Genomic DNA, 12935 nt, shown 5'->3' with positions numbered 1-12935 from the left:
ACCCGCTTACGCCTTGTTGCGGTGCCGGTCGACGGCTAGCTTCGAGCAATCGCAAGTCTGAAGGAGCAGCGCATCATGGCCGACCTCGAACCGCAGGAAGCCCTCGTCCATCTCATGGTTTCGATGGCCGCAGCCGACGGCGCGATCAGCGAGAATGAAATGCGCGAGCTGGAGGCCCTGTTGCACACGCTTCCGGTGTTCGAAGGCTTCGACATGGCGAGCCTCGCCGAGATGGAGCGCCATTGCAGCGACATCCTGGAGCGCGAGGACGGCCTCGATACGATCATCGCCAATGTGAAGCAGGTGCTGCCGGCCAAAATGTACGAGACCGCCTATGCGCTGGCCATCGAGGTGGCGGCCTCCGACGTTCACGCGACGCAGGCGGAGTTGCGGTTCCTGGAAATGCTGCGCGACGGGCTCGAACTCGATCGGCTGGTGAGCGGAGCGATCGAGCATTCGGCGCGGGTGCGCTACCGGCGGCTGTAGCGCGCGATCATCGGGCGGGCTACAACCCGTAGGCGCCGAGCGGTATGCGGATAACATCACCGAAATTGTAGAGTCTCGCTCGCCAGCAATGGACGGAGCGTGCCGGCACCGGCCTTCTCGGGCAGTCGCCGATCCCGGCGCCGCCGCTGTCGTAAAAGGCATCGACGTTGACGCAATAGATAACGCCTCCTTGCACCGGAAATTGAGCGTGACGGTCCTGCTCCGATGGTCCGGTACCGGCACTTGCGGCAGAGACGGCTTTGTTGTGGCGGACTTACTTGATGCCGATTACCATGGAATCCGGGCCGGCCAACGGCTCGACGCGGGTTGCCGAGAACCCCACCTGGCGCATCCATTCCTGACAGTCGGCGCCGGTATAGTCGAAGCCGCCACGGGTCTCGATCAGCATGTTCAGGCTCATCAGAAGGCCGAATGCGTTCTCGCGGCGATCGTCGTCGATGACGGTGTCGTAGACGATCAGCGCGCCGCCCTTCGGAACTGCGCTGAAGGCTTTTTCGATGAGTGATTTCTTCGTGGCGAAATCCCAGTCGTGCAGAATATGTCCCATGACGATCACGTCGGTGGCCGGGAACTCGTCCTGAAAGAAATCCCCGGCGTGGAACTTTACGCGTTCCGACAGTCTGTTCTGCGCCGCGAACGCTTCGAAGATCGGTCGCACCGGCGGGAGGTCGAAGCCGACCCCCGTGAGATGGCTATGCGTCCGCGCCAGCGTGACAGGAACCATGCCCTGCGCGGTGCCGACGTCCATCATGTTGCTGTAGTCGCTCCAAGGAAACCGCTCAGCAAGAACCTGGGCTGCTCCGGCGCTGAGCCCGCTCATGGCTTGCAGGAAGGATTCCAGCCGCTTGGGTTCGGCGTAGAGCGAATCGAACAGGTCGGCATCGCCGCGCTTTCCTTCGTTCTGCATCTCGCCGGTCCGCAAGGCTTCGGTCAGGGAATCCCAGAATCCGAACAGTCGGGCGTTTGCCATTTCCAGCATGCCGCCGACATAGGACGGCTTGGCCTTGTCGAGAAAAAGGTCGGCGTCAGGGGCATTACGATAAACCCCGTTCTCCCGGTCGAGCACACCGAGCGCGACCAGAGCATCGAGGAAATCGCGAGATGCACGCTGATGGAGACCGAGCTTCCTTTGCAAGGTCGGCAGATCAGCCGGAGCTTTTGCCAGAACGCTGAACACGCCCAGTTCGACCGCACTCAAAAGGGCCTTGGATCCCCAGAACCCCATTCCAAGCTTCATGATGTTGTCAGGCGCGAAAGTCATGGATGCCATCCTCCCCAGAGTTAGGTGCGGAAGAATACTATCACAAAGGAATCGTCGTGACTGGTTGGAGGCTTTCCGTTGCGTAGGCAGAGGCAGGTGCGTCCGGTTTTGTCGTTGTGATGTGCGCGGCGATCGTCCTGCGGGGTAGACGGGTCCCGGCATCTCCGCAGGTTACGAGCAGCCGTTCACGCCGACCCTGGTGGACTTACTGACCGACGATCTCGCGGGTGGCGTCGAAGATAATGTCCTTGTTGCGCTCCATGGTGAAGCGCAGGTCCCAGTCGTCGCGGCATAGGAAGACCGGCCGCTCGTCACGGTCGCGGGCGACATGGGTGATGTTCTCCTTGATGAAGGCGGCAAGCGCGCTTTCGCTGTCGGAGCGAATCCAGCGGGCGACGCTGGAGGACACCGGCTCGAAGGTGACGTCCGCCTTGTATTCGGCCGCGATGCGCGAGGCGAGGACGTCGAGCTGAAGCGGGCCGACAACGCCGACGATCCAGGTCGAGCCGATCGACGGCCGGAACACCTGGACGAGGCCCTCCTCGGCGAGATCGTCGAGCGCCCGGCGGAGTTGCTTGAGCTTCATCGAATCCTCGAGGCGCACACGACGCAGCACTTCCGGCGCGAAGGCTGGCAGACCGGTGAAGCGGAAGCTCTCGCCCTCGCTCAGCGTGTCGCCGACGCGCAGCGTCCCGTGGTTGGGGATGCCGATGACGTCGCCGGCAAAGGCTTCCTCCGTGCGTGCGCGCTCCTGGGCGAAGAAATAGATCGGGTTCGACACGGCCAGCGCCTTGCCGGAGCGCACATGGTCGAGCTTCATGCCGCGCTTGAAATGACCCGAGCAGAACCGCACGAAGGCGACACGGTCGCGGTGCTTGGGGTCCATATTGGCCTGGACCTTGAAGACGAAGCCGGAGACGCAGTCGCCGTCCGGATCGACAGGCCCCTTGTCGGAGGGTTGCGGACGCGGCGAGGGCGCGTGTGCGGCGATGAGGTCGAGCAGCCGGTCGACGGCGAAGTTCTGCAGCGCGCTGCCGAAGATCACCGGCGTCAGATGGCCCTGGCGATAGGCGACCGGGTCGAAATCGGCATAACCTTCGCTGGCCAGCGAGGCGGCGTCACGGAACGGCGCGTGGATGTCGGCCGGAATCAGGGCTGCCAAGGCGGGATCGTCGAGCCCCTCGGTGTGCGTCACGTCACGCGCGCCGCCGGCGGCGAGGAAGTCGTTCGAGGCGAGATCGTAGCATCCCTTGAACTGGCCACCCTGGCCGACCGGCCAGACCACCGGCGCGACGGATAGCGCCAGCATCTCCTCGATCTCGTCGAGCAGCTCGAACGGATCGCGGCCTTCGCGGTCGATCTTGTTGACGAAGGTGATGATCGGGATGTCGCGCAGCCGGCAGATCTCGAACAGCTTGCGGGTCTGGGTCTCGATGCCCTTGGCGGCGTCGATCACCATGATGGCGCTGTCGACCGCGGTCAGGGTCCGGTAGGTGTCCTCGGAAAAGTCGCTGTGGCCGGGCGTGTCCAGGAGGTTGAAGGTGATGCCGTTCTTTTCGAAGGTCATCACCGAGGAGGTCACCGAGATGCCACGGCTCTTCTCGATGTCCATCCAGTCGGATTTGGCCCGCCGCCCGTCGCCCTTCGAGCGGACGGCACCGGCCATTTCGATGGCGCCGCCGGCCAGAAGCAGCTTTTCGGTCAGCGTGGTCTTGCCGGCGTCCGGATGGGAGATGATGGCGAAGGTTCGCCGGGCGCGGTGGCCAGTTTCGGCCTGCCCGGCGCGCTCGGGGTCCACCGGCGCGGTGGAGCGATCTGCGTCGGCTTGGTCATCCATGGCGGGCATATTGGCGTATTCCGTGTTGTCGGTCGGCGGCCGCATCTGCCGTGGTCGGTGCCGATGTCCCGGACAGGCCCTGGCGGCGGCGGAGCGTCAAGCTCTCGGTCCCTGCGAAGCATAAGCCCGCACATTGCCGGACGATCCGGCCTGTCTATCGCTCAGGCAAAGAGTTGAAGGCGGATGGTGGGCGTGACAGGGATTGAACCTGTGACCCCTTCGATGTCAACGAAGTGCTCTCCCGCTGAGCTACACGCCCATCCGACGAGGCGGCTTAGAACACGAGATTTGAGCCCGCGTCAATAGGATCACGGCCGGCCGAAAGACTGTTTTCGAGCCGGGCCCAGAGACCCCCCGACAACTCTGCTAGGCCGCGTCTTCCAGCATCTTGCTGACTTCGTCGACGAGCTCGCGCAGGTGGAACGGCTTCGACAGGATCTTGGCGTCCTTGGGCGCTTTCGAATCCGGGTTGAGGGCGACGGCCGCGAATCCGGTGATGAACATCACCTTGAGGTCCGGGTCGAGTTCAGTCGCCCGGCGGGCGAGTTCGATCCCGTCCATCTCCGGCATGACGATGTCGGTCAGGAGCAGCGAAAACGGCTCCTCGCGCAACCGTTCGTAGGCGCTGCCGCCATTGTCGTAGCTGACGACCTCGTAGCCGGCTTTTTCCAACGCCTTGGCGAGGAAACGGCGCATATCGTTGTCGTCTTCGGCGAGTAGTATCTTTGGCATTCATGTTATCCGGATACGGTCGGGCAACGATCCCGGCGGCTGGTTCGTTCTAGGGACAATTCCATAGCAGAATGGCCCAAGATTTTCTAAAAGGAATGAACGTCTGGCCAACCTGTACGAAAAAATATGATGCGTCACCCGGCTGGAAAGGCTCAGTTTGGCGAAAACCCCGACAATCGAGACCGCAGCCGGAACGATCCCGGCCTTCGAAATCCTCGAACCCGACGAGCCGACCATCCCCTTCGTCTTCTGCTCGCCCCATAGCGGGCGGGACTATCCGTCGGATTTCATGGCGGCGACGCGCCTGTCGGGCGAATCGATTCGGCGGTCGGAGGATCTTTACGTTGATCGGCTGTTCGACTTCGTGCCCGAGCTCGGGGCTCCGCTTCTGGCGGCCCGTTTTCCCCGGGCTTATCTCGACGTCAACCGCGAACCCTACGAACTCGATCCCAAGATGTTCGCCGAGACGCTGCCCGCCTTCGTCAATGCCGGCTCGATTCGCGTGGCGGGGGGCCTCGGCACGATTCCGCGTATCGTCGCCGAGAACGAGGAGATTTACCGTGACGTCCTGCCGCTGGCAGAGGGGTTGCGGCGGATCGAGGAGCTCTACAAGCCGTTTCACCAAGCAATCGAAGAGGCCCTGCAGCGGACGCGGGAGCGCTTCGGCCTGGCGATCCTGATCGACTGTCACTCGATGCCGTCGAGCGTGCGCGCGCTGCCGGGGGGGCGCCGGCCCGATATCGTGATCGGCGACCGATTCGGGACCAGTGCGGCCGGCCGGCTGGTCTCCATCGCGACCAGCCGCATCGTCGCGCTCGGATACGACGTTGCGCGCAACAAGCCCTATGCCGGCGGCTTCATCACCGAACGCTACGGCCGCCCGCCGGTGGGCTTTCATGCCTTGCAGATCGAGATCAATCGCGGCCTTTACGCCGACGAACGCCAATTCCGTCCCCATGCGGGGTTCGATGCCCTGCGTCAGCGACTCACAACGTTTGTGGCCGGGTTCGCCGCAGAGGTCGCGTCGGACTACGCTTGGCCCGCGGCCGCCGAATAGCGCGCTCGCGATCTCCGATCGCGTGGCGATGCGCGGACAAAAAAACCGCACTGCGTTGAAACAGTGCGGTCAAGAGTCTAGGGAGGAAACGCCCATCAGGGCGGCGGCAAATCAAAGCCGCACGGCAGGATTTATGTTGCAGTGCGAAATCTGTCAATCCCATTTTGACACATTTCGAGGCGATGCGTAAAATTGCCGCATATCGAGGCGTGTGAGTCCTAGCGAGTTGGGATCCTTCCAGCCGTTCACCGTCCAGCAGCGAGTCCGTGCCATGGAACTGCCCGAGATCGCGTCGCTCTTCCATCTCGCCGATGTCGCCGACGCCGAGACGCTGCCCCGGTTTCGCGCCGGTGGCAGCGTCGACAACAAGCTGGCCGCGGCTTTCGATCCGGTGACGGAGGCCGATCGGGCCGCCGAGCGGGCGATCGTTGCGGCCATTGGCGCGCGCTACCCGGACCATGCGGTGCTCGGTGAGGAGTTCGGCGCCCAAGGAAACAGCGAGCATCTATGGGTGATCGACCCCATCGACGGCACCAGAGCCTTCATATCCGGCGTTCCGGTCTGGGGCACGCTGATCGGCTATTGTCAGGCGGGCCGGGCGCGGATGGGGCTAATGTCGCAACCGTTTACCGGAGAGCGCTATTTCGCCGACGGTGAAGCCGCCTGGTGCGAGCATCGGGGCCAGCGAAGCCGGCTCGGCGTGCGGCCGACGCGCAGGCTTGACGAGGCGACTCTGTTCACCACCTCGCCGCGGATGTTTTCGGGTGAGGGACTCCGCCGCTTCGAGAAACTGGAAGCCGGGGCGCAGCTGACCCGCTTTGGCGTCGACTGCTACGCCTATTGTATGCTCGCGGCCGGTCACGCCGATCTCGTGGTCGAGTCGGATCTGAAGCCCTACGACATCGTGGCGCTTGTGCCGATCATCGAGCAGGCGGGCGGCGTGGTGACAACCTTCGATGGTGGCCGGCCGGAAGCGGGCGGCGATATCGTCGCCGCCGCGACACCTGAATTGCATGCGGCGGCGCTGGCGATTCTCAACGGCTGACGGCGTTCGCCGGTCCCGATCAATCCAGCGGCAGAGCGCCGCCCACGAAAGCATCGAACGCTTCGAGGAAGGGCTCGCGGAACCGGTCGGCCTCCTGCAGCAATTCATGACGGGCGAAGGGAATCGTCAGGCTGGAGCCGGAACGCATGCGCCAGGCCAGCCGCTCGGCCGCGGGGGTTGCCACCACCCGGTCGTCGCCGGCGCCGATGATCAGGGTCGGGATGGCGAGCCGGGCGATCCAGTCGGAATCGGTTAGTCGCACCATTGCCCCGGAGACCGCGGCGAGCCAGGCGATCGTAGGACTGCCCAGAAACAGCTGGGGGGCGGCCTGGGCGAGGGCCTGATTGCGTTCGAGGCGGCGCGGGTCGCTGGTCAGCACGCTGGTCGTCGGGCTCGGTGAGTGGTTGCGATTCTGGAAGGGATGCGTGGGCACGCGGCCCAGCCCGACCAGTTGTGCCAGCCGCGCCACGCGGTTCAGTCCACGCAGGCCGATCCGGCCGGGCGGGAAGGATATCAGCGGCGCGCTGAGGACCATCCGTTCGATGACGTTCATCAGCCGCGGCGAGGCCTGCAGCGCGATCAGTCCGCCCATGGAATGGGCGAGGATCGCGTAGGGGCCGCGGCAATCGGGAAGCACCACGTCCTGGACGAAGCTTTCCAGGTCGTTGACGTAATTGCGGAATTTGCGGACGTAGCCGAGCCGGGTGTTGCGAATCAGGCGTTGAGAGCCGCCCTGGCCGCGCCAGTCGAAGGTCACGACCATGTAGCCGCGACCGGTCAGGTCGCCGATGGTCTCGAAATATTTCTCGATCGCCTCGTTGCGCCCCTGCAGCAGGATGATCGTGCCGCGGGTGCGTGGCAGCTGACTGGGCGCAATGGCATAGCGCAGGCGTTTGCCGTCCGGAGTGCGAAAACTCGACGCGCTGATCCCCGGCGGGGCGGGATTGCCAGCGCTGCTGACCAGTTCGCTTGGATCGAAGGCTTCGTTCATCGCCACTCGGCCTACAAATAACGTTTCGCGCCGCCACGGGCGCATCCCGAACAGCATGGACGATTCGGCTTGTAGAGTCGCAGGCGGAGCCGGTCAAAATTTAACCGAACGGCGAGAGAGCATGAAAAAACCGGGAGCCCCCTTCGAGGCTCCCGGCTGGAGCGGCCACAGCGGAAGGGACGGGACGCTGCGACCGTTTCGGTTCCACCGGAGTCCGGCGGAAATCTGTCCGGCTCGATGACCGGGCAGCCGGGTGCCCCATCATCCAGGGAACCGGCTGGGCTGATCGACCGAACCATGAGCGCCACTATGCCCAGAGCCACCTGAACGGTTGCGGAAGGCAACGTTCATTTTCAGTTCAGGAGAAAAATTGCGACGAATCAAAGGGTTATATTTCGTGATGCAAGCCCTTCGGCTCTGCCGAACGGCGCAATCCGAGCCCTCCACAAACCCTTGAACCGCAAAATCCGGCTCACCATTTTATTTGTGCGGTCGCCGATATGGGGCCGCTGGCCGGGCAGCATCGCCAGATTTGGGATGCACGCTTCGCGCCAAACGCAAACATCGTTGCTTCTGAATGGAGAACACCATGCGTCACGTAGACTTTGCTCCGCTGTACCGCTCCACCGTCGGTTTCGACCGGCTTTTCTCGCTGCTCGACAGCCAGAGTGTCGCGGACAACAGCCCGACCTATCCGCCCTACAATATCGAACGCACTGGCGAGAACGCCTATCGCGTGACCATCGCCGTCGCCGGCTTCGGCGACGAGGAGCTGTCGATCGAAGCGCGCGAGAACGTGCTGACGGTGAAGGGCGAAAAGGCGGAGACCGAGGAAGGGTCCGGAAACGAGACCCTTTATCGCGGCATCGCGGGCCGCGCCTTCGAGCGCCGGTTCCAGCTCGCCGAATATGTCGAGGTGAAGGGCGCGAGCCTAAAGAATGGCCTGCTCCACATCGATCTCGTCCGGGTCATTCCGGAGGCGATGAAGCCGCGCAAGATCGAGATCGCGACGGCCGATAACGGCAACGCCAAGCAGCTCGAGGCGAATGCCGCCTGACCCTGCTTTCCTGGTAAATGAAAACGGCGCTCGAAAGGGCGCCGTTTTCTTGTCGGGAACTCAGGATTCGTGTGGTGCGTCGATCCGGCCGAGATTCACGGCGGTCCGCGCGTCCTTCATCATGCTGGGATGGCCGACCGAACTCTCTGGCGCAGCGTTGCGCGCCTCGGTCCAGCCATTCATCCAGGCTGCCCGCAAGGACGAGCCGACGGGATACTGGCAGGACGACATCGGAAAGTTGTTGCGGAAGGCGAGCCTGCCTTGCTCGGTAGCGTCTGTGGACATGACGATCTCCTTCGTTGCAGGTGACCGAATCTGACCCTCTCGCACCGGTCCGTCAACCCGCCGACGCGAGCGCGCGTTGAGCAAAAATGGAACGGGTTTTCCGCGTCCGGTGATNCGAATCTGACCCTCTCGCACCGGTCCGTCAACCCGCCGACGCGAGCGCGCGTTGAGCAAAAATGGAACGGGTTTTCCGCGTCCGGTGATCTAGTGGATTAAATTTGACATTTGATACCCACGTGCGGCGGACTCGAAATCAAATGTCAAATTTGAAAAATCCACGAGAGTCATAAAGTTGCTAGTGGTCCTTTGATTTCGACATTTGCTTGCCAGGGTGCTCCAAGCGGGATGCAAATGTCGAAATCGGACCACTAGGCGATCAGATCGCAGAAGCGGTCGATCTCAGCTTCCGCGGTCGACCAGCTGGTCACCAGGCGAACCAGGGTCTCGTCATCGCCGACGAGGTCGTGCACCCCATGTGGCGGATTCCAGTCGTAGAACACGGCGCCTTTGCCGCGCAAAGTCTCGGCGAGACCGGAATCGAGAATGGCGAAGCTCTCGTTGGTATGGGTCTCCCACGCCTGTCGCGCGTGCGGGCTCGCGTCGATTCCGGCGCGCAGGCGATCGGCCATGCGATTGGCGTGGCCCGCAAGGTCGAGCCACAAATCGTCCTCGAGATAGGCCATGAACTGGGCGGCGACGAAGCGCGTCTTGGAAAATAGCTGGGCGCCGCGCTTGCGGATGTAAGGAAACTGGCGAGCCTTGTCCGGATCGAAGAAGACGACGGCTTCGGCGCACCAGCAGCCGTTCTTGGTGGCGCCGAAGGACAGGATGTCGACGCCGCGCTTCCAGGTCATCTCGGCCGGCGTCAGACCGGTGGCGACGAGGCCGTTGGCAAAGCGCGCGCCGTCCATGTGCAGCGTCAGGCCGCGGGCATGGGCGATGCGGGCGATCGTCTCGATCTCGTCGCCCGAATAGAGTGTGCCTGCTTCGCCCGGCTGGCTGATCGTCACGGCCATCGGCTGACCCGCATGGACGAAATCCGGCTTGAAGCGGGCAATCTCGCGCTGGAGGTTGAGCGGATCGATCTTGCCGTCGGCCCCGTCGATCGGTGCCAGGCGGGCGCCATGGGTGAAGAATTCCGGCGCGCCGCACTCGTCCTCGATGACATGGGCCTCGCGGTGGCAGAGCACGACGCCGCCCGGCCGGTTCACGGCGGCGAATGCCAATGAGTTGGCGGCCGTGCCGGTGCCGACGAAAAACACCGCCACCTCGCGTTCGAAAATCTCGTCGAAGCGGCGCTCGACGGTCTTGTCGAGGTCACTGGCGCCATAGGCGGCGGCCATGCCGTCGCCATGGGTGGAAAGAGCCGCGTTGATCGCCGGATGGGCGCCGGACCAGTTGTCGGAAGCGAAAATCATGGCGGTGCCGTATCGCGCCGCGTCGCCGAGGGCAAGGCAGGGTCATGACGAAGCTGGAGAGGGCGGCGACCGCTTCCCCTGGCTTGCCGGTGGCGATGACATCCGCTCACCTTCGCGTGTCCGATATCCGCGAAGTCGAATTTGTCGTGTCGAAGTTCACATCGGAATGCTAGCAGCACCGAATGGCGATCGCGAAATCCATGACGACCGACAATGGCCCGGGCATATTTTTCCGGTGGGTGCTTCCGGCAATCGGGGCCGCCGTCGCGCTGGCAACCCTGTTCTGGCTTTACCGGGGCCTCGACGTCGGCCGATTTCTGTCGGCGATCGCGACCGCCCACATGGGCTGGCTGGTCATGCTGGTGGCAACGATCCTGCTCGAGCAACTGACCCGCGGCTGGAAATGGCGCCAGATCCTGTTCGATCTGAAGCCGATCTCGAGCGTCAGGCTGTTCGGGGCGATCATGGCGGGCTACGGGGTCGCGATTGTCGTTCCGCTCGGCATCAGCCCGCTTGTGCGCTCATGGCTGATCGCGCGGCTGGAGGGGCTGCGGATGGCCAGCGTGCTCATGACATCGGCGATCGAGCGGTTTCTGGACGGAATCGTCTTCGCGTTGCTCGCCGCTTTCGTGGCGCTGGCCGTCCGAATTCCGGATGTCGACGGCGATGTGAGGACGGGGCTGGCGGTCGCGGGCGGCTTGAACCTCCTGTTGTTTTCCGGGCTGTTGTACCTGCTTTTCATCGGGCGCTCGCCGCTGGGGCGAGAGAACGCCCGGGTCAGCCGCTGCGTCGACTGGCTGGCCGCGAGGGGGCGGGGGCGGCTTGACGGGCTGAGGCAGGCGATTCGCGACGGCATCGTCTGGCCGCGTGATCGCAACCGCCAGATCGGGGCGGTGTTGGCCAGCGTGGTGATGAAGTTCATCGCGGCAACGCATTTCCTCTGGGCCGGTCTGGCGGTCGGTATCGTGCTGGCTCCGCTCGACTATCTTTTCCTGATGATTTTCGCGGGTTTTGCTCTGGTGCTGGCCCGGTTCGTCCGCGTCCCCGGCGGTTTCGTCATCGGCTCCGGCTTCGCGTTGAAGCTGCTCGGGGTACCCGACGAGCAGGCGCTGGCGATGATCCTGTTCAACCACGTTCTCACCATCGCGTTGATGGTCGTGATCGGCCTGTGGTTTCTGTGGCGGAGCGGAATCGATATTCGGCAGGCGCGAGAGGCTGAGTCGAAGGTCGAGGAGATCGTCTCATGCGCTCCCGTTGTCGACAACGATAAGCTTCGGCCGGTTCTATGAATCGGCCAGGATGGACTTTGGCAGGCGCACGGTCACAGTCGTTCCGTTCGAGCCGGAGCCCACAGCCATGGTGCCGCCGATCTGCTTGACGAACGCTTCGACAAAGCGCGAGCCGAGCCCGGAACTTTCACCCGCTGGGGTTATGCCGACACCGTTATCGTGAACGGTCATGACCGCTTCGCCGTCCCGCAGCCGGAACTCCATCGTCAACTCGCCTTTCCCGGCTGGAAAGGCGTGTTTGATCGCATTGGTCGACAGCTCGTTGACGATCAGGCCCAGCGGCACGGCATGATCGGACTGGATGGAGAGCGGCTCGGCATCGATCCGGATTTGAATTTCAGAACCCTCGGCGAGCAGGCTCGTTCGAATACTCGTGGCGATACCGCCCAGGTAGTCCGGCATCGATACCGGGCCGAAGGCGCTCGAATGGGCGATCACGTCATAGAGTTCGGCCACAGCACTGATGCGGGTCTGCATCGCGCGATAGCCTTCCCGGCAGGGCTCGGCTGCTCGCCGTAGCTCGAAGGCCACGAAAGACGAGATGACTTGAAGGTTGTTCTTGATGCGATGGGCTAGCTCGCCGGCGAGCATGTCGCGGTGGCGGTCGAGAAGTGTCGCGTCGGTCGCATCCTCGAAGATCACCAGCAGTCGCGTGACATGGTTGCCGGGGCGAAAGATCTTCCGTGCGTCGATCTTGAAAATTCGTCTGCCAAGGCCGGGAAATTCGTCCTCAAGCAGGAAGCCGTCGACGGGTTTGTCGTCCGGCACCACGCGATCAAGCAACCGCGTCAAAGCGGTCACATCCCATTGCCCTTGCCCCAGATGTCGCAGCGAACGCCCGACGACCCGATCCGCCGAGGCATCGAACAGTCGCAGGAACGCGCGACTTGCCGTCACGACCGTCATGTCGGACTCCAAGATCACCAGCGGATCGCGGATCGTGTCGACGATGTTCTGGGCCAGCTGGAAATTCCGCTCCGCCTCCCGTTGCTGCGCGCGCAGCTCGGTGACATCCTCGATGACCAGCAGAAAGAACTCGACATCGTTACCGGGTCGATAGACCTTGCGGGCGTTCAGCCGCATGCTCTTCAGGCCAATATCGGGAAATTCATGCGCGATCTCGTAGCCTTCGACGACTTGGTTCTCGGGGATCAGCCGCTCCAGAAGGTGCCGTAGTTCGGGAATGTCCCACTGCCCGTTTCCCAGATCGAAGAGCCGCTGTCCGATAGTCCGCTCGGGCGTCGTATGGAATGTCGAATAGAAGTTCCGATTGGCGGACGCGATTGTCAGGGAGGTGTCCAGGACCAGCAGGCCGTTGGTGATCGTATCGACGATGTCGATGGCGGAAATGGCTTCCATATTGAGATCCCGCAAATCCTGCTTTCCTATTTACCGCATCTGCGCTTGTCCTGCCTTGGCCTAACCCGCAGTCATTGAACGCTAGCAGGCTAAAGGA

12 protein-coding genes and 1 tRNA gene are annotated in these 12935 nt (G+C 63.2%); 5 read left to right on the top strand and 8 right to left on the bottom strand.

What is annotated here, in order from left to right:
• The first annotated feature begins 75 nt into the window (after positions 1-75).
• Positions 76-486, top strand: coding sequence for a tellurite resistance TerB family protein (locus VSX60_RS06805; protein ID WP_327623393.1), 411 nt, complete (start codon positions 76-78; stop codon positions 484-486).
• A 274-nt stretch (positions 487-760) separates the two neighbouring features.
• Here VSX60_RS06805 and VSX60_RS06800 read toward each other — a convergent pair whose 3' ends face one another.
• The 4 genes from VSX60_RS06800 to cpdR form a co-directional block, all read right to left on the bottom strand.
• Positions 761-1768, bottom strand: a complete 1008-nt coding sequence (locus VSX60_RS06800) for a methyltransferase (protein ID WP_442873063.1) — start codon at positions 1766-1768, stop codon at positions 761-763.
• 205 nt (positions 1769-1973) lie between these two features.
• The gene (locus VSX60_RS06795) at positions 1974-3605 is read right to left on the bottom strand and encodes a peptide chain release factor 3 (protein ID WP_327623462.1); all 1632 of its coding nucleotides are present in this window, start codon (positions 3603-3605) and stop codon (positions 1974-1976) included.
• 184 nt (positions 3606-3789) lie between these two features.
• Positions 3790-3864: transfer RNA gene (locus tag VSX60_RS06790), tRNA-Val, on the bottom strand.
• Between the two features lie 107 nt (positions 3865-3971).
• On the bottom strand, positions 3972-4337 hold the full coding sequence (gene cpdR, locus VSX60_RS06785; RefSeq protein WP_327623392.1) for a cell cycle two-component system response regulator CpdR: 366 nt from the start codon (positions 4335-4337) through the stop codon (positions 3972-3974).
• 157 nt (positions 4338-4494) lie between these two features.
• Between cpdR and VSX60_RS06780 the strand changes: the two genes are divergently transcribed.
• Both VSX60_RS06780 and hisN read left to right on the top strand, forming a co-directional pair.
• The gene (locus tag VSX60_RS06780; protein ID WP_327623391.1) at positions 4495-5394 is read left to right on the top strand and encodes an N-formylglutamate amidohydrolase; all 900 of its coding nucleotides are present in this window, start codon (positions 4495-4497) and stop codon (positions 5392-5394) included.
• A gap of 271 nt (positions 5395-5665) precedes the next feature.
• Positions 5666-6439 carry a histidinol-phosphatase gene (gene hisN / locus VSX60_RS06775; RefSeq protein ID WP_327623390.1) on the top strand — a complete coding sequence of 258 codons (774 nt, stop codon included), beginning with the start codon at positions 5666-5668 and terminating at the stop codon, positions 6437-6439.
• A 19-nt stretch (positions 6440-6458) separates the two neighbouring features.
• Here hisN and VSX60_RS06770 read toward each other — a convergent pair whose 3' ends face one another.
• Positions 6459-7430, bottom strand: a complete 972-nt coding sequence (locus VSX60_RS06770; protein WP_327623389.1) for an alpha/beta hydrolase — start codon at positions 7428-7430, stop codon at positions 6459-6461.
• Positions 7431-8019: 589 nt separating this feature from the next.
• Between VSX60_RS06770 and VSX60_RS06765 the strand changes: the two genes are divergently transcribed.
• Complete coding sequence (locus tag VSX60_RS06765) at positions 8020-8487, top strand: Hsp20 family protein (protein ID WP_327623388.1); 468 nt, start codon at positions 8020-8022, stop codon at positions 8485-8487.
• A gap of 60 nt (positions 8488-8547) precedes the next feature.
• Here the strand turns inward: VSX60_RS06765 and VSX60_RS06760 are convergent, their stop codons facing one another.
• Both VSX60_RS06760 and VSX60_RS06755 read right to left on the bottom strand, forming a co-directional pair.
• Positions 8548-8772 carry a ribosome modulation factor gene (locus tag VSX60_RS06760; RefSeq protein ID WP_327623387.1) on the bottom strand — a complete coding sequence of 75 codons (225 nt, stop codon included), beginning with the start codon at positions 8770-8772 and terminating at the stop codon, positions 8548-8550.
• A gap of 368 nt (positions 8773-9140) precedes the next feature.
• Positions 9141-10190, bottom strand: coding sequence for a threonine aldolase family protein (locus VSX60_RS06755; RefSeq protein WP_327623386.1), 1050 nt, complete (start codon positions 10188-10190; stop codon positions 9141-9143).
• A 200-nt stretch (positions 10191-10390) separates the two neighbouring features.
• Between VSX60_RS06755 and VSX60_RS06750 the strand changes: the two genes are divergently transcribed.
• Positions 10391-11479 carry a lysylphosphatidylglycerol synthase transmembrane domain-containing protein gene (locus tag VSX60_RS06750; RefSeq protein WP_327623385.1) on the top strand — a complete coding sequence of 363 codons (1089 nt, stop codon included), beginning with the start codon at positions 10391-10393 and terminating at the stop codon, positions 11477-11479.
• Here the strand turns inward: VSX60_RS06750 and VSX60_RS06745 are convergent.
• A complete protein-coding gene (locus VSX60_RS06745; RefSeq protein WP_327623384.1) occupies positions 11474-12838 on the bottom strand; it encodes a sensor histidine kinase in 1365 nt (454 codons plus the stop codon). The two genes, VSX60_RS06750 and VSX60_RS06745, sit on opposite strands and share 6 nt — an antisense overlap.
• Between the last annotated feature and the right edge of the window lie 97 nt (positions 12839-12935).

The organism is Aurantimonas sp. A3-2-R12 (assembly GCF_036016755.1).
Taxonomy (GTDB): Bacteria; Pseudomonadota; Alphaproteobacteria; order Rhizobiales; family Rhizobiaceae; genus Aurantimonas; species Aurantimonas coralicida_A.
The sequence above is the reverse complement of the archived record's forward strand: the minus strand, read 5'-3'. Positions and strand labels throughout refer to the sequence as shown.